This window comes from Bradyrhizobium sp. BR 10289, from assembly GCF_019455385.1.
GTDB lineage: Bacteria > Pseudomonadota > Alphaproteobacteria > Rhizobiales > Xanthobacteraceae > Bradyrhizobium.
Map to the genome: position 1 here is coordinate 447,317 of NZ_JACOFR010000002.1, position 15,195 is coordinate 462,511.

The 15,195-nt window shown below is 63.9% G+C and carries 16 protein-coding genes and 1 pseudogene; 7 read left to right on the top strand and 10 right to left on the bottom strand.

Annotated elements, in window-relative coordinates; all coding sequences use genetic code 11:
* Positions 1 to 2: 2 nt before the first annotated feature.
* Positions 3 to 1,502, bottom strand: a complete 1,500-nt coding sequence (locus HYH08_RS05620; protein ID WP_220008744.1) for an NAD(P)H-hydrate dehydratase — start codon at positions 1,500 to 1,502, stop codon at positions 3 to 5.
* A 379-nt stretch (positions 1,503 to 1,881) separates the two neighbouring features.
* Between HYH08_RS05620 and HYH08_RS05625 the strand changes: the two genes are divergently transcribed.
* Together HYH08_RS05625 and glnA are read left to right on the top strand one after the other, a co-directional pair.
* Positions 1,882 to 2,220, top strand: a complete 339-nt coding sequence (locus HYH08_RS05625) for a P-II family nitrogen regulator (RefSeq protein WP_007603495.1) — start codon at positions 1,882 to 1,884, stop codon at positions 2,218 to 2,220.
* A 152-nt stretch (positions 2,221 to 2,372) separates the two neighbouring features.
* The gene (glnA, locus tag HYH08_RS05630; protein WP_220008745.1) at positions 2,373 to 3,782 is read left to right on the top strand and encodes a type I glutamate--ammonia ligase; all 1,410 of its coding nucleotides are present in this window, start codon (positions 2,373 to 2,375) and stop codon (positions 3,780 to 3,782) included.
* 203 nt (positions 3,783 to 3,985) lie between these two features.
* On the opposite strand, the gene HYH08_RS05635 is transcribed toward glnA, so the two are convergent.
* Complete coding sequence (locus HYH08_RS05635; RefSeq protein WP_220008746.1) at positions 3,986 to 4,597, bottom strand: hypothetical protein; 612 nt, start codon at positions 4,595 to 4,597, stop codon at positions 3,986 to 3,988.
* Positions 4,598 to 4,715: 118 nt separating this feature from the next.
* Positions 4,716 to 5,489, bottom strand: coding sequence for a gamma-glutamyl-gamma-aminobutyrate hydrolase family protein (locus HYH08_RS05640; protein WP_220008747.1), 774 nt, complete (start codon positions 5,487 to 5,489; stop codon positions 4,716 to 4,718).
* Between the two features lie 266 nt (positions 5,490 to 5,755).
* Here HYH08_RS05640 and HYH08_RS05645 point away from each other — a divergent pair.
* Positions 5,756 to 6,888 (top strand): annotated as a pseudogene (locus HYH08_RS05645) (AI-2E family transporter).
* A 6-nt stretch (positions 6,889 to 6,894) separates the two neighbouring features.
* Here HYH08_RS05645 and HYH08_RS05650 read toward each other — a convergent pair.
* From HYH08_RS05650 to HYH08_RS05675, 6 genes are all read right to left on the bottom strand, one after another.
* A complete protein-coding gene (locus HYH08_RS05650) occupies positions 6,895 to 7,191 on the bottom strand; it encodes an antibiotic biosynthesis monooxygenase family protein (protein WP_063683124.1) in 297 nt (98 codons plus the stop codon).
* 102 nt (positions 7,192 to 7,293) lie between these two features.
* On the bottom strand, positions 7,294 to 7,530 hold the full coding sequence (locus tag HYH08_RS05655) for a hypothetical protein (protein WP_220008748.1): 237 nt from the start codon (positions 7,528 to 7,530) through the stop codon (positions 7,294 to 7,296).
* A gap of 59 nt (positions 7,531 to 7,589) precedes the next feature.
* The gene (locus HYH08_RS05660) at positions 7,590 to 8,810 is read right to left on the bottom strand and encodes a GGDEF domain-containing protein (RefSeq protein ID WP_220008749.1); all 1,221 of its coding nucleotides are present in this window, start codon (positions 8,808 to 8,810) and stop codon (positions 7,590 to 7,592) included.
* A 229-nt stretch (positions 8,811 to 9,039) separates the two neighbouring features.
* Complete coding sequence (gene rpsI, locus HYH08_RS05665) at positions 9,040 to 9,519, bottom strand: 30S ribosomal protein S9 (RefSeq protein WP_220008750.1); 480 nt, start codon at positions 9,517 to 9,519, stop codon at positions 9,040 to 9,042.
* A gap of 2 nt (positions 9,520 to 9,521) precedes the next feature.
* Positions 9,522 to 9,986 (bottom strand): 50S ribosomal protein L13, encoded by a 465-nt coding sequence (gene rplM, locus HYH08_RS05670; RefSeq protein ID WP_008137961.1) that lies wholly within the window; start codon positions 9,984 to 9,986, stop codon positions 9,522 to 9,524.
* A gap of 158 nt (positions 9,987 to 10,144) precedes the next feature.
* Complete coding sequence (locus tag HYH08_RS05675; protein WP_220008751.1) at positions 10,145 to 10,573, bottom strand: PaaI family thioesterase; 429 nt, start codon at positions 10,571 to 10,573, stop codon at positions 10,145 to 10,147.
* An 85-nt stretch (positions 10,574 to 10,658) separates the two neighbouring features.
* On the opposite strand from HYH08_RS05675, the gene HYH08_RS05680 reads away from it, so the two are divergent.
* From HYH08_RS05680 to HYH08_RS05695, 4 genes are all read left to right on the top strand, one after another.
* Positions 10,659 to 11,483, top strand: coding sequence for an enoyl-CoA hydratase (locus HYH08_RS05680; protein ID WP_220008752.1), 825 nt, complete (start codon positions 10,659 to 10,661; stop codon positions 11,481 to 11,483).
* A 123-nt stretch (positions 11,484 to 11,606) separates the two neighbouring features.
* Positions 11,607 to 12,191 carry a CoA-binding protein gene (locus HYH08_RS05685; protein WP_220008753.1) on the top strand — a complete coding sequence of 195 codons (585 nt, stop codon included), beginning with the start codon at positions 11,607 to 11,609 and terminating at the stop codon, positions 12,189 to 12,191.
* Between the two features lie 128 nt (positions 12,192 to 12,319).
* Positions 12,320 to 13,600 (top strand): O-acetylhomoserine aminocarboxypropyltransferase, encoded by a 1,281-nt coding sequence (locus tag HYH08_RS05690; RefSeq protein WP_220008754.1) that lies wholly within the window; start codon positions 12,320 to 12,322, stop codon positions 13,598 to 13,600.
* A 122-nt stretch (positions 13,601 to 13,722) separates the two neighbouring features.
* On the top strand, positions 13,723 to 14,067 hold the full coding sequence (locus HYH08_RS05695; protein ID WP_220008755.1) for a hypothetical protein: 345 nt from the start codon (positions 13,723 to 13,725) through the stop codon (positions 14,065 to 14,067).
* Between the two features lie 19 nt (positions 14,068 to 14,086).
* On the opposite strand, the gene HYH08_RS05700 is transcribed toward HYH08_RS05695, so the two are convergent.
* On the bottom strand, positions 14,087 to 15,169 hold the full coding sequence (locus HYH08_RS05700; protein WP_220008756.1) for a COX15/CtaA family protein: 1,083 nt from the start codon (positions 15,167 to 15,169) through the stop codon (positions 14,087 to 14,089).
* Positions 15,170 to 15,195 lie beyond the last annotated feature (26 nt).

The following is a 15,195-nucleotide window of genomic DNA, read 5'->3' on the forward strand; positions in this document are numbered from 1 at the left end:
CGCTAGTACTCCACCCCGAGCGCGCCATAGATCCGCCGATGCACCGCCGGCAGCGTCTCGGTGAGATCCTCCGCGATCAGTCCCGGCCCGGCCTCGCTGGCCGCCTCGCCGTGCATCCACACGCCCATGCTGGCGGCTTCGAACGCCGGGACACCTTGCGCCAACAGCCCCGCGATGATGCCGGCGAGCACGTCGCCGGCGCCGGCGGTTGCGAGCCAGGGCGGCGCGTTAGCGGCAATGGTGGCCCGACCGTCGGGGGCCGCGATAGTGGTATCCGGGCCCTTGAGCAGCACCACGGCGCCGGAGCGTTCGGCGGCGGCGCGCACGCGCTCGAGCTTGGATCGGCCTGGAGTCTTGTTGCTGAGGTCGGAAAACAGCCGTGGAAACTCGCCCTCATGCGGCGTCAGCACCACGGCGGTGTCATGCGACGACTTGATCGATTCAAACAGCCGCTCCGGCTTGGCGGCAAAACTCGTCAGCGCGTCGGCATCGAGCACCAGATGCCGCTGCGCGGTCAGCGCGGTGTGGACCATGTCGCAGGTGCGCTCACCGATGCCGGCGCCCGGACCGATCATGCAGGTGCTGTAGCGCCTGTCGCCAAGCAGCTCGCCGAACTCCACCGCGGTGTCGACAGGACGCACCATGACAGCGGTCAGCGCGCTCGCGTTGATCGCAAGCGCATCGCGCGGGGTCGCCAGCGTCACGAGGCCCGCACCCGCGCGCAAAGCGCCCCGCGCAGCGAGCCGCGCCGCCCCCGTCGCGGCCGCATCACCCGACACCGCCAGCACATGGCCGCGCGCATATTTGTGGCCGTCGATACGCGGCACCGGGAAAGCGGCGCCCCAGAAATCCGGATCGTTCTCGAAGGTCTGCGGTGCGATCTCGTCCAGCACTTGCGCGTCGATGCCGATGTCGGCGACCCGCACGCGGCCGCAATGCATTCGCCCCGGAAGCAGCAAATGCGCGGGCTTCTTGCGGAAGAAGGTGACGGTCTCGGTGGCGTTGATCGCGACGCCCATCATGGCGGCGCTGGTGCCGTTGATGCCGCTCGGCAGATCGACGGCAAGCACCGGCGCACCGTTGGCATTGATGGCCTCGATCATGTCGCGCGCCTCGCCCTCGACGGGACGGCTGAGGCCCGCGCCGAACAGCGCATCGATGATCAGCGCCGGCTTTCCGATCGCCTGCGGATTGAACGGCAGCACCGGCTGCTTCCAGCCGCGCGCGGCGGAAGCCGCATCGCCCTGGAGCTGGTCGCGCTCGCACATTAGGATGACCGAGACCTCGCGCCCCTGGGCGGCGAGCTCGGCGGCTGCGACGAAACCATCGCCGCCATTGTTGCCGGGACCGGCCACGATCAGGATCGGCCCCTCCTCGACGAGCGCGCTGGCGGCCTCAGCGACCGCCTGGCCCGCGCTCAGCATCAGCTTGAAGCCGGGCGTGCCGGCCGCGATCGCGAGCTGGTCGGCACGCTGCATTTCGGCGGTTGTCAGAACTTCCATGCCACTTCCCTGGTACAAACGCCTCTTCAACAGGCATTTTCTGTGCCGTTCCTGAACATGAAACCTCGATCTGCACAGCGATTGAACTGTTTGCCTATTTCGCAGTCTGCGGTATTTTGGACCGGTCGGCTCCACCTATCAGAGATGCTCGTTAAAAGGCTGATAACGCTCCAATAATCAGGGCATTTGCAACTTGGCATAGACCCTGCTTTCGAGGAAGCCGCTTCGGTTCGTCGTGCTCACTGGCTTACATCAGGGTGTGACCGGCCGCCGCTGGGCTGGTCAGGCATCCCGGCAAAGCGAAGACAAGATCGTGCGTTGAGAAAAGCGCATCCTGACGAAGACGTTGCTATTTGATCGAAAGGCCGGGAGGCGCGCAGTGAAGAAAATCGAAGCCATCATCAAGCCATTCAAGCTCGACGAGGTGAAGGAAGCGCTTCAGGAAGTCGGCCTTCAAGGTATCACCGTGACCGAAGCCAAGGGCTTCGGCCGGCAGAAGGGTCACGCCGAGCTCTACCGCGGCGCAGAATACATCGTCGACTTCCTGCCCAAGGTGAAGATCGAGATCGTGATCGGCGACGACCTGGTCGAGCGCGCCATCGACGCGATCCGCCGCGCTGCGCAAACCGGGCGCATCGGCGACGGAAAAATCTTCGTGTCCAACATCGAAGAGGCGATCCGCATCCGAACCGGTGAATCCGGGCTGGACGCTATCTGAGCCGGGTGCTATCCCGCATTTTGCGACACTCTGACAAGAAATAAGGCTGCTTCGGCGGCCTGATTTCGTTTGTGCGGTCGCGCAAAACTCGCCCAAAGCGAGAATAATTTTGCTCACCTGGAAACCGACCCGCAGAGCCAAAAGGGGTATGCATGAAGACCGCCAAAGACGTCCTGAAATCGATCAAGGACAACGACGTCAAATACGTCGACCTGCGCTTCACCGATCCACGCGGCAAGTGGCAGCATGTGACGTTCGACGTCAGCATGATCGATGAGGACATTTTCGCCGAAGGGACGATGTTCGACGGTTCCTCGATCGCCGGCTGGAAGGCGATCAACGAGTCCGACATGTGCCTGATGCCGGATCCGGTGACTGCGACGATCGATCCGTTCTTCGCCGAGACCACCATGGTCATCACCTGCGACGTGCTGGAGCCGACCACCGGCGAGCCCTACAACCGCGACCCCCGCGGCATCGCCAAGAAGGCGGAAGCCATGGTGAAGTCGATGGGCGTGGGCGACAGCGTGTTCGTCGGCCCCGAAGCCGAGTTCTTCGTGTTCGACGACGTGCGCTATTCGACCGACCCCTACAAGACCGGTTTCCGGCTCGACTCCTCGGAACTGCCGATCAACTCCGACACCGAATATGAAGGCGGCAATCTCGGCCACCGCGTCCGCACCAAGGGCGGCTACTTCCCGGTTCCGCCGCAGGACTCCGTGCAGGACATGCGCTCCGAGATGCTTGGCGCCATGGCCAAGATGGGCGTCAAGGTCGAGAAACATCATCACGAGGTCGCGTCCGCCCAGCACGAACTCGGGATGAAGTTCGACACGCTGACGCTGATGGCCGACCACATGCAGATCTACAAATACTGCATCCACCAGGTCGCGCACATCTACGGCAAGACCGCCACCTTCATGCCGAAGCCGGTCTACGGCGACAACGGCTCGGGCATGCATGTGCACCAGTCGATCTGGAAGGACGGCAAGCCGGTGTTCGCCGGCAACAAATATGCCGACCTGTCGGAGACCTGCCTCCATTACATCGGCGGCATCATCAAGCACGCCAAGGCGATCAACGCCTTCACCAACCCCTCGACCAACTCCTACAAGCGTCTGGTCCCGGGCTATGAGGCCCCGGTGCTGCTCGCCTATTCCGCGCGCAACCGTTCGGCGTCCTGCCGCATCCCCTACACCGCTTCGCCGAAGGCCAAGCGCGTCGAGGTGCGCTTCCCCGATCCGATGGCCAACCCCTATCTCGGCTTCGCCGCGATGCTGATGGCCGGTCTGGACGGCATCAAGAACAAGATCGATCCGGGTCCGGCGATGGACAAGGATCTCTACGATCTGCCGAAGGAAGAGCTGAAGCAGATCCCGACCGTCTGCGGCAGCTTGCGCGAGGCGCTGGAAAACCTCGACAAGGACCGCGGCTTCCTCAAGGCCGGCGGCGTGTTCGACGACGACTTCATCGACGCCTACATCGAGCTGAAGATGACCGAAGTCGCCCGCTTCGAGATGACCCCGCACCCGGTCGAGTTCGAGATGTATTATTCGGGCTAAGCGGCCGAAATAGTTTGCGGCAAGCAAAAGGCGCCCTTCGCGGGGCGCCTTTTTAGTTTGCTTCGTGGGACGGAGTTTTTGTTCTGCATCTGACTCCACTTCGTTCTCAAAGAACGAATCGGAGTCACGAAAATCGGCGCACGCCAATTCTTGCTGATTGGTTTACTGAGCCAAGTTACGCGAGCTCAATGCGGCGACCGAACTCACTTGTCCGGAAAATTCACCCCGATCTCCGTCACGACAGGCGCGAACTTCACCAGCGCCGCATTGTCGGAAGCCGCCTTCACGCCGTCGCCCAGCAGCGATTTCGGCGCGGCGGCTTTCTTGTCGAAACGCACCGTGATCGTGCAGCCGCCCTGCAGCGGTCGGCTGAGCGCGCCGCCCTTCCAGTTGGTGACGTAACCGCCATAGTCCCATTCGAAACCGTTGACCAGGAACGGCTTGCCATTGGCCTTCTGCACCTCGGCAAGGCTCGATCCGATCGTGATGCCGGCAACGCTCCAGCGGCTGGTCCTAGCGGTGTCGCGCAGGGTCAAGCCGGAGGCGCGCCTGGCCTTGTCATCGGTGAAGGCGATCTCGAGGCGCCGGTCCGCCGCCTTGGGAAACAGCACGAGGCCCTTGTACGTCTCACCCTCGGCGCCCGGCAGGTTCTGCATCACGGCCTCTTTGCCATAGCGCTGCTTCAGGCTCCGCTCCGTGTCATCTGGCGCGACCGGCGAAGCGCAGGTGATCGGGCCGTCCTGCGGCGGAGCGGATTGGGCGAATGCGGGAGATGCGAGCAGGACGAGAGCGGCGGCAGCAAGGTTGCGTATCATCGGGCTGCAAGTCCAATTTCGAAAAGGACTTGGAAAGTAGCGCGCAAGATCAACTCGGCACAACTGCCCTGATTGCGAGTGGAGGGAGCTTGCCTAAAGCGTCCGGCGTCACCCGCAGCTACGCCGCCGCGCGCTGCTTCGCCACCATGGCTTCGCCAAAGGCCTCGAACAGCTTGCGGTTGATCGGATTGCGCTGCGGGTCGTATTCGGCGTGCCATTGCACGCCGAGCGCAAACGTCGGGGCTTCGGCGATGCGGATGGCCTCGATGGTACCGTCTTCGGCGACGCCTTCGATCAGCACGCGCTTGCCGGGATCGAGAATGCCCTGGCCGTGCAGCGAATTCACCCTGATCTTCTCGCAGCCCAGCAGCTTCGCGAACGCGCCGCCGGGCGTGAGGTCGACGTCGTGACGGTCGGCGAACACGACGGTCGGATCGGGATGGATCTCGCCATTCTCGAGCCGGGGCATGCGGTGGTTCATGCGGCCCGGGATCTCGCGGATTTCAGGGTGCAGTGAGCCGCCGAAGGCGACGTTCATCTCCTGCAGGCCGCGGCAGATGCCGAACAGCGGAATGCCGCGGGCGACGCAGGCCACCGACAGCGCAAGCGCCACCTCGTCGCGATGGATGTCGTAGGGCTCGTGCTTCTCGCAAGGGTCGACGTTGAAGCGGGTCGGATGGACATTGGCGCGGGCCCCCGTGAGGACGATGCCGTCGACGGTATCGAGCAGCGCCGCGATATCGGTGATGTCAGGCGAGCCCGCAAACATCACCGGCAAGCCGCCGGAGACCTCGGCCACGGCGCGCAAGTTTCGCTCGCCGACCATCTGCACCTGAAATCGATTTTCGACGCGATGGGCATTCCCGATCACACCGACGACCGGCTTTCTCATCTTCCGTTCCGACCTCCCGCCGAAAAAGATTCTCCAAAGATGCCCCCGGGATGGAACAAATTCAACAGAAGGGATCGCGGGACGGCAATGCTATTTTCGCGCAAATCCCGGGTCGAGGGGCACCGACGCATCCCCAAAGGCACCCTTTTGACCCGGTCGCGTTGGCTCTTACGGCCAAGCCGCAGCAGATCGGCAACCCGGCCGGCTTGATCGCCGCTAAAATTTCGCGAAAGACTGCCCCGCCCGCCGCCTCGAAAGGATCCGACGTGACCATCTCCAGAGATGAACGCAGCCGCAGCGACCTCGCCTGGGCGATCTCGGTCGGCGGCATCGGCGTCGTGCTGTTCACGGCGCTGCTCGCCTTCACCTGGTATTTTGCCGCCACCCTGCTGCTGATCTTCACCGGCATGCTGCTCGGCGTCGGGCTCAACGCGCTGACGAATGCGCTCGGCCGCCGGGTGCACCTTCCCCATACGGCGCGGCTCGTGATCGTCTGTGCCGTGCTCGCGGTGCTGCTCGCGGGCGTCGCCTATCTCGGCGGCGCTACCATTGCCGATCAGGCCTCGGCGCTGAGCAAGACCATCAAATCGCAAATCGGCACGGTGAAATCCTATCTGGATCATCATGGCATCGACACGAGCTTCTTCGACTTCGGCAATGCGGCATCCGACTCCTCGGCCACGCCCCCGTCGGACTCGACGTCTCCGCCAGCTGCGACGCAGCGTGGTCCCCTGCCCGGTGCTGACGCCCTGGCCTCCAGCGGTGGAGCCATCGTCAGCCAGACTTTCAAGCTGCTTCTCGGCACCATCCACGGCGTCGGCAATATCTTCATCGTGTTCTTTTTGGGGCTCGCCTTTGCAGCGCAGCCGAGCGTCTACACGACGGCCTGCTGTTCCTCGCACCGGCAAAGCATCGTGCCCGCATCGCGCTCGTCGTCGACCGCATCGGCGAGACGCTGGAGCGCTGGCTGATCGCGCAGATCGTCGTGATGCTCGCGGTCGGCGCGGTGACCTGGATCGGGCTTGCCATCATCGGCATTCCCGGCTCGTTCATCCTGGGGATTCAGGCAGGCCTGCTGGCCTTCATCCCGACCGTCGGCGCCATCATCGCCGGCGTCGTCGTGGTGCTGGCGAGTCTTGCCTCGGGCTGGATCCCAGCGCTGTCGGCCTTCATCCTCTTCATGGGCGTGCACGCCATGGAGAGCTATGTGCTGACGCCGCTGCTGCAGCGGCAAGCACTCGATATTCCGCCGGCGACGCTGTTCGCGTTCCAGATCCTGCTCGGCGTCGTCTTCGGCATCTGGGGCCTCGCGCTGGCGCTGCCCCTCGTCGCCATCGCCAAGGTCGTGATCGACCATTTCAAGACGTATGAGGCGCCACCTCTGGCGGAAGTGGCCTGACCCAGCCTAGGTCGTCAGCACGGTCTCGGTGTGCTCGACCTCGGGCGGCGCGGCAAAATACTGGCCGACCAGGCCGCGCCATTCCGTAAAGTTCTCGGAGCCGCGGAAATCGACGGTGTGGTTCTCCAGCGTCGCCCACTTCACCATCAGCCGGTAACGCTGCGGCTTCTCGATCGATTTGTGCAGCTCGAAACCGTGAAAGCCCTTGGAGCGGCCGAAGGCGGCCTTGGCCTTGGCGACGGCGGCTTCAAAATCCTTCTCGCTGCCCGGCTTGACGTCGATTTGCGCGATCTCGGTGACCATCAGTTTCCACCCTTTTGTGTTCGGTGGACGTGTCTACCGCAGTCACGGGCAAAGAAAAAGGCGCCGAAACGGCGCCCTGCCTGCTCCAAAAATGCAGGTCGCTCAGGCCAACAGCAGCACCGTGCCCGCCACGACAAGCGCACAGCCGGCGAACAGCGCGATCGGCCAATAGCTGCGGCTCTGCGTGTAGCGTCCCTGGGCGCGGCGCTCGGCGATGAGCGCCGTCTCATACTCGTCCGCGGTCGAGAACAGGCAGGCGAAGCCGCTGCGCGCCGAAGCTGCGTGAGCTTCGAGCAACATCAGGGCAGCCTGCGGATTCTGTCGACGGATCGATTCCATGACCGCAATGGTAGGAACCGAATGGTAAACAGGGCATTACCGCGAGGCCGCCCTTCATCTCAAGCGGTCGCCGGACGCGCCTGCGGCGCACCGGCCCGTGCGGCGCTCTGCCGCCGCCAGTTCTCCAGCGACAGCGGCAGCTCTTCAGCGGCCTCGACGCGGTTACGGCCGCCGCGCTTGGCTTGGTAGAGCGCGGTGTCGGCCGAGGCCAGCAGCACTTCGAGCTCGGTGCCGGCAGGACCGCCGGCAACGCCGATGCTGACGGTGGTATCGACCGGACCTTCGTCGACCACGACGCCGGAGGTCTCGAAGGCTTCGCGGACGCGCTCGGCGACCAGCACACCTTCCTCAAGTGAGCACGGCAACAGCGCGGCGAACTCCTCGCCGCCGATGCGGCCTGAGAGGTCGGAGATGCGCAAGTTGCTGACGACGACGGTCGAGAACAGTTTCAGCATCTCGTCGCCCGCGGGATGACCGAAGCGGTCGTTGATCGACTTGAAATGGTCGATGTCGAAAATCATCACGGTCACGGGACGCCCGGCCTTGGCCTCGCGTTCGATCACCCGGCCGCAGGCTTCCGAGAAGCCGCGGCGGTTGAGCATGCCGGTCAGCGGATCGGTCGAGGCGGCGGTGCGATGCGCCGTCACCGTGCGCTCGGACACCAGCATGAAGATCACGAACACGGTGCCGACGGCATAGAGGATGAGCTCGACCGCGAACACCGTGACCCAGATGCTCGTGGCGAAACCGGCATCGTGCGGGCGCAGGAAGCTGCCAAGCAGGATCGGCAGCATCAACACGCAACCATGCATGACCGGCACGACGAAGGCCGGCCAGCGCCGTTGCAGGCTCTTGCGCCGTTCGACCCAGAGCTCGCTCGCGGTCAGCGCCGCATAGACCGAGACGATGCCGGCGCCGACGATCATGCGCAGCATGGATGCGGTGGGATCGAGCAGCGTGGCGGCTGCGGCCCAGGCGAGCGCACCGACGAGCAGGCCCGGCCAGTTCGGCTTGCGGCCGTGGAAGACGCGCGCCGCATTCCACACCATGCCGCAGGCCACGAAGCCGACCGCGTTCAACGCGAGATAAAGATGCGGGCCGAGCTTGTCGCCGGCCGCAGTCCACAGCGCGACGGAGGCGGCACCAAGCAGATACGCGGTGCCCCACCATTTCAGCGCAGGACTGTTCTCCTGCCTGCCGAAGAACACCATCATGGCGCCGAGCAGTGCGGCAACCATGGTGGCAACCAAATAGAGCGTGATGCTATCGAGCGACATCATGTCGGCCCCCTCTTAGACATAGCAGTTACGCGATCGGTACATCCGATTTGCGCGCCCTTCCGAAGGCGACGCTATGTCCGCCGAGTTCCATTCAGGTTTTCGCGCAAGCGCAAACTTTCGGGAAACACGCGCTCAATTTGCGTACAAACGAACAACAAAAAAGGCGCTGAAATCAGCGCCTTTTTGCATCTCATTGAAGCCGCTTTCGCGGCGAATGCGACCGAAGCGATTAACGCTTCGAGAACTGGAAGGACCGGCGGGCCTTGGCCTTGCCGTACTTCTTGCGCTCGACCACGCGCGAGTCGCGGGTGAGGAAGCCGCCCTTCTTGAGGACGCTGCGCAGCTCGGGCTCGAAATAGGTGAGCGCCTTGGAGATGCCGTGACGCACTGCGCCGGCCTGGCCGGACAGACCGCCGCCGGCGACGGTGCAGACCACGTCATACTGGCCCGAACGTGCGGCCACCGAGAACGGCTGCTCGATCATCATCCGCAGCACGGGACGGGCGAAATAGACCTCGACCTCGCGCGAGTTGACGGTGACCTTGCCGGCGCCCGGCTTGATCCAGACGCGGGCGACCGCGTCCTTGCGCTTGCCCGTGGCATAGGCGCGGTTGAACTTGTCGACCTTCTTCTCGTGCTTGGGCGCGTCGGGCGCAGCAGTGGTCTTGAGCTGCGAGAGCTGATCGAGCGACTGAATGGATTCGGCCATGATTATGCGGCCCTCGTGTTCTTGCGGTTCAACTTGGCGATGTCGATCTTCTCGGGCGTCTGGGCCTCATGCGGATGATCGGCGCCGCCGTAAACACGGAGGTTGCCCATCTGGACGCGACCGAGCGGACCACGCGGGATCATGCGCTCGACGGCCTTCTCGAGCACGCGCTCGGGATGCTTGCCCTCGAGGATCTGGCGCGCGGTGCGCTCCTTGACGTGACCGACATAGCCGGTGTGCTTGTAATAGGTCTTCTGCTCGCGCTTGCGACCGGTGAGGACCGCATGCTGCGCGTTGATGATGATGACGTTGTCGCCGCAATCGACGTGCGGGGTGTAGGTCGGGAGGTGCTTGCCGCGCAGGCGCATGGCAACGATGGTGGCGAGACGGCCGACGACCAGACCCTTGGCGTCGATCAGCACCCACTTCTTCGTCACCTCAGCCGGCTTTGCCGAAAAGGTTTTCATATCGGAGTTTCCGTGGACGGGAGATATCGGCGCGAACACCGCACCGGACTGCGCGGGTTTCTAGAGACAAGACGCGTAACGGTCAATGCCAAATGACGCAATTTATATCTGCAATATCAATATCTTAAAAATATGGTGTGATAATACCTGCAAAAAGCTCAAACGTTTGGAATGGAATAGGTGGATGTGACATGGGCGATCGGGTCGGGCGAGGTCCCCGACAGCAGCTTCACCTCCCCGACCGCCAGACGCTTGCCGAGCTTGAGCAGCCGGGCCTCCGCCAGCACGTCCTGCCCGGGCTGGCCCTTGCGCAGGAAGTTGATGTTGAGATTGGTGGTGACCGCCAGTCCGACCGGGCCGATCGCGGACAACAGCACGACATACATCGCGAAATCGGCCAGCGCCATCAGCGTCGGGCCAGATACGGTTCCGCCCGGCCGCAGCATCTTCTCGCTGAAGCGCTGGCGCAAAAGGCAGGTCTGGCCGTCCGCGCTCTCGATCGTGATGTCGTCGCCGCTGAAGGCCTGGGGAAACTCGTCACGGAGAAACTGTTCGACCTCCGCCACGCTCATTTTCGCTAATGCCATGCTGTTCCCGTCCTCGCTTCACTTGCCCTGTTACATTAAGTTATCGGCGTCATCTCATTGCAATCATCCAACGGAAGTCGCGTCAATGTCCGCCCAGGCCGCCCGCGCCCCCTCCCCGCAACCGCCAATTCTGCTGCGCGAAATGGCCGGCCCCATCGCGGTCCTGACGCTGAACCGCCCGGCCGCGCGCAACAGCCTGTCGGCGGCGATGATCGCCACCCTGCATGCCGAGCTGAATGAGATCCGTGACGACAAGTCCGTCCGCGGCTTGGTGATCGCGGCCAATGGTCCCGCCTTCTCTGCCGGCCACGACATGAAGGAGCTGACCGCACACCGCACCGACCCGGATCGCGGCCGCGCCTTCTTCGCCGAGATGATGAATGCCTGCAGCGCGATGATGCAGGCGATCGTGCATCTGCCGAAGCCCGTGGTGGCTGCGGTCCAGGGCATCGCGACCGCCGCCGGCTGCCAGCTCGTCGCCAGCTGCGATCTGGCGATCGCATCGGAGGCCGCGAAGTTCGCAACGCCCGGCGTCGACATCGGCCTGTTCTGCTCGACACCGATGGTGGCGCTGTCGCGCAACGTGCCGCGCAAGCAGGCGATGGAGATGCTGCTGACGGGCGAGCCTGTCACGGCCGACCGCGCCCGCGAGATCGGGCTCGTCAACCGCGTGGTGCCCGCCGGCACCGAGCGCGACGCAGCAATCGCGCTCGCGCAACAGGTCGCGTCGAAATCCGCCTACACCGTCAAGCTCGGCAAGGAGGCCTTCTATCGTCAGGCCGAGATGAGCCTTGCCGATGCCTACCGCTATGCGGCAGAGGTGATGACCGAGAACATGATGGCGCGCGACGCCGAAGAAGGCATCAAGGCCTTCATCGAGAAGCGCGAGCCGACATGGCGGGATGAATAATCAACTCCTCATCCTGAGGAGCCGCGGAGCGCGGCGTCTCGAAGGATAGAGGCCCGACCGTGGCTTCATGGTTCGAGACGCGCGTTCCGCACTCCTCACCATGAGGACCTGAGAAAGAACAAGATGAACCACGACGCCTATCCCGACAACTACATCCGCGGCATCCTCAACAGCGTGAAGTCGATCGCGATGGTCGGCGCCTCGCCGCAGAATGTACGGCCGAGCTACTTTGCGTTCAAATATCTGGCGCAGCGCGGCTACGACATGATCCCGGTCAATCCCGGCCATGTCGGCAAGGACCTGCTCGGAAAGCCCTTCGTCGCATCGCTGTCCGACATCGGTCGTCCTATCGACATGATCGACATCTTCCGCAACTCCAGCCACATCATGCCCGTGGTCGAGGAAGCCCTGACGCTCGATCCGCTGCCGAAGGTGATCTGGATGCAGCTCGGTGCGCGTGACGACGCGGCGGCGATGAAAGCGGAATCGGTCGGCATCAAGGTCGTGATGAACCGCTGCCCCAAGATCGAATATGGCCGTTTGTCTTCGGAGATCTCCTGGATGGGCGTGAACTCGCGCACGCTCAGTTCCAAGCGTGCGCCGGCGCCGACGCAAGGTATGCGGCTATCCCTCAATCGGATGAGTGTCGGCGGCGGCGACACGGCGGCCTCTGATCGCGCCGCAAAAAACAAGGCCGAGCAGAGCTGACGCAACAAATTTCCGTTGCAAGAACGTGACAATCGTAGCGCGGTGTTGTGAAGCAGCGGCTTGACGCCAGCCGCCGCGCCGATCAGCATGCCGCGCGATTTCAGACCACAAGAAATAGGACGCCCCCAATGAGCGATCGCCTTCCGGGATTTTCGACCCTCGCCGTGCATGCCGGTGCACAGCCCGATCCCACCACCGGTGCGCGCGCAACGCCGATTTATCAAACCACGTCATTCGTCTTCAACGACGCCGACCACGCGGCCTCGCTGTTCGGTCTGCAGGCCTTCGGCAACATCTATACCCGCATCGGCAACCCGACCAACGCGGTGCTGGAAGAGCGCGTCGCCGCGCTTGAAGGCGGCACCGCTGCGCTTGCCGTCGCCTCGGGCCATGCCGCGCAGGTCGTGGTCCTGCAGCAATTGCTGCAGCCGGGCGACGAGTTCATCGCCGCGCGAAAGCTCTATGGCGGCTCGATCAACCAGTTCACGCATGCGTTCAAGAGCTTCGGCTGGAACGTGGTGTGGGCCGATCCCGATGACATCGCCAGCTTCGAGCGCGCGGTGACGCCGCGCACCAAGGCAATCTTCATCGAGTCCATCGCCAACCCAGCCGGCAGCATCACCGACATCGAGGCGATCTCGACGGTGGCGCGCAAGGCAGGCGTGCCGCTGATCGTCGACAACACGCTGGCCTCGCCCTATCTGATCCGCCCGATCGACCATGGCGCCGACATCGTCGTGCACTCGCTGACGAAGTTCCTCGGCGGCCACGGCAACTCGCTCGGCGGCATCATCGTCGATGCCGGCACCTTTGACTGGTCCACGGGCGGCAAGTACCCGATGCTGTCGGAGCCGCGGCCCGAATATCACGGCATTCGTCTCCAGGAGACGTTCGGCAATTTCGCCTTTGCGATCGCCTGCCGCGTGCTCGGCTTGCGCGACCTTGGCCCTGCCCTGTCGCCCTTCAACGCCTTCATGATCCTCACCGGCATCGAGACGCTGCCGCTGCGCATGCAGAAGCATTGTGACAATGCAAAGGCGGTCGCCGAATTCCTCGCCGGCCATCCGGCGGTGGCCTCGGTCAGTTATGCCGGCCTTGCGAGCGACAAGTACAACCAGCTCGCCCGCAAATACGCGCCGAAGGGCGCGGGCGCCGTGTTCACCTTCAGCCTGAAGGGCGGCTATGACGCCGGCGTCAATCTGGTGTCGAAACTCCAGCTGTTCTCGCACCTCGCCAATGTCGGCGACACCCGCTCGCTGGTGATCCATCCGGCCTCGACCACCCACAGCCAGCTCGACGACGCAGCCAAGGTGAAATCAGGCGCCGGCCCCGACGTGGTCCGCCTCTCGATCGGCATCGAGGATAAGGAAGATCTGATTGCCGACCTCGAGCAGGCGCTCAGCGCTTAGCCGTTGTCATTCCGGGGCGGTGCGTAAAATCGCCCCGGAACGATGCCCTCGGTTAATAGTCGTTAACCATAACTGCCCCATACATCGTACTTCGATCGCCCTGTTTTGATTCGGAGCCGACGATGCTGCGCTGGATGCTACCTGCCCTTGCGGCCCTGCTGACGGTCTCGGCTGCATTTGCCGCCGATCTGCCGGCGACGCCGAAGCGGCGAGCTGTTGCGCCGGCGCAGGACCCGCCCAAGGTTTATGTCGAGACCGATCCGGACGCGCTGATCTCGCCGGCCTATGGCATCGGCAGCTACATCAGCAATCTGCCGGGTACGCCGCTGCTGCCTGGCTCGCACACCCTGCCGGGCTATTACGGCCGTCCCTGGGACTACGACTATCAGGGCTCGTATTACGGCGGCAAGCAGGTCGACTATTTTTGGCGCCTGCCTTATTCGTGCGGCATCTACGGCTATTGCTGATCAGCCGGGCTGATGGTGATCAGCCGGGCTGACCGACAGGAACCGCATGCGGCTGCACATCGGCGGATTGTCGTGACGCAAGCCGCTCGACCTGCATCACCGCAAGCGTCAGCACCACGATCGCAACCGCTTGATGCGACAGCGCAAGGTCGATCGGCACCTGGTTGAGCAGCGTGAGGACGCCGAGCACCGCTTGCACGCTCACCGCCGCAAACAGCCAGAGCGCACCGCTTGCCGCCGCACCCGCGCGCGAGCGCACGGCGTCGATCGCGTGCAGCGCCGCCAGCACGAACAGCGCATAGGCGGTCATGCGGTGCTCGAACTGCACCGTCAGCACATTGTCGAACATGTTGCGCCACCACGGCGTCTCGAACCACAGCCGCTCCCACGAGGGAACGAACGCGCCGTCAATCTGCGGCCAAGTGTTGTAGGCGCGCCCGGCGCGCAGGCCCGCGACCAGCGCACCAAAGTAGATCTGCACGAAGGTCACGGCCAGCAGCAGCGCGCTGGTGAAGCGCAGCCGCACGGGAGCCGCGATCTGCGGCCGCTCCTTGAACCGCCGCACCGTCCAGACGATGCCAGCGAAGATCAGCAGCGCCAGCACCAGATGCGTCGCCAGCCGGTATTGCGAGACCTCGACACGTTCGCTGAGGCCCGAGGCCACCATCCACCAGCCGACCGCGCCCTGGAGACCACCGAGCGCGAACAGCAGCCAGAGCCGCCGCTTCAGCTCACCCGACAGGCCGCCGCGCCACAGGAAGAACAGGAACGGCAGCAGATAGGCGACGCCAATGAAGCGGCCGAGCAGCCGGTGGCTCCATTCCCACCAGAAGATCTGCTTGAACTCGGACAGGCTCATGCCCGCGTTGAGCTCGCGATATTGCGGGATCTTCTTGTAGGCCTCGAAGGCCTCGGTCCACGCCGCATCCGAGAGCGGGGGAACACTGCCCGTGACCGGTTTCCATTCGACGATGGAGAGGCCGGATTCCGTCAGTCGGGTCGCGCCGCCGACCAGCACCATCAGCGCGATCAAAGCGGCCACGGAGATCAGCCACCAGCGCACGGCGCGATGCGGGTTGATTGGGGCGGAAATCGTCGTCATTTCAGGGGCAAAACCAGAACTTGAAG

What these genes read in the sequence shown, in the direction of transcription:
- HYH08_RS05650 (WP_063683124.1), bottom strand. Translation starts at nt 7,191, where the DNA reads ATGGTCACCGAGATCGCGCAAATCGACGTCAAGCCGGGCAGCGAGAAG.
- rpsI (WP_220008750.1), bottom strand. Translation starts at nt 9,519, where the DNA reads ATGGCCGAATCCATTCAGTCGCTCGATCAGCTCTCGCAGCTCAAGACC.
- HYH08_RS05690 (WP_220008754.1), top strand. Translation starts at nt 12,320, where the DNA reads ATGAGCGATCGCCTTCCGGGATTTTCGACCCTCGCCGTGCATGCCGGT.
- HYH08_RS05635 (WP_220008746.1), bottom strand. Translation starts at nt 4,597, where the DNA reads ATGATACGCAACCTTGCTGCCGCCGCTCTCGTCCTGCTCGCATCTCCC.
- HYH08_RS05660 (WP_220008749.1), bottom strand. Translation starts at nt 8,810, where the DNA reads ATGATGTCGCTCGATAGCATCACGCTCTATTTGGTTGCCACCATGGTT.
- HYH08_RS05685 (WP_220008753.1), top strand. Translation starts at nt 11,607, where the DNA reads ATGAACCACGACGCCTATCCCGACAACTACATCCGCGGCATCCTCAAC.
- HYH08_RS05675 (WP_220008751.1), bottom strand. Translation starts at nt 10,573, where the DNA reads ATGGCATTAGCGAAAATGAGCGTGGCGGAGGTCGAACAGTTTCTCCGT.
- HYH08_RS05620 (WP_220008744.1), bottom strand. Translation starts at nt 1,502, where the DNA reads ATGGAAGTTCTGACAACCGCCGAAATGCAGCGTGCCGACCAGCTCGCG.
- HYH08_RS05700 (WP_220008756.1), bottom strand. Translation starts at nt 15,169, where the DNA reads ATGACGACGATTTCCGCCCCAATCAACCCGCATCGCGCCGTGCGCTGG.
- HYH08_RS05680 (WP_220008752.1), top strand. Translation starts at nt 10,659, where the DNA reads ATGTCCGCCCAGGCCGCCCGCGCCCCCTCCCCGCAACCGCCAATTCTG.
- HYH08_RS05655 (WP_220008748.1), bottom strand. Translation starts at nt 7,530, where the DNA reads ATGGAATCGATCCGTCGACAGAATCCGCAGGCTGCCCTGATGTTGCTC.
- HYH08_RS05695 (WP_220008755.1), top strand. Translation starts at nt 13,723, where the DNA reads ATGCTGCGCTGGATGCTACCTGCCCTTGCGGCCCTGCTGACGGTCTCG.
- HYH08_RS05640 (WP_220008747.1), bottom strand. Translation starts at nt 5,489, where the DNA reads ATGAGAAAGCCGGTCGTCGGTGTGATCGGGAATGCCCATCGCGTCGAA.
- glnA (WP_220008745.1), top strand. Translation starts at nt 2,373, where the DNA reads ATGAAGACCGCCAAAGACGTCCTGAAATCGATCAAGGACAACGACGTC.
- rplM (WP_008137961.1), bottom strand. Translation starts at nt 9,986, where the DNA reads ATGAAAACCTTTTCGGCAAAGCCGGCTGAGGTGACGAAGAAGTGGGTG.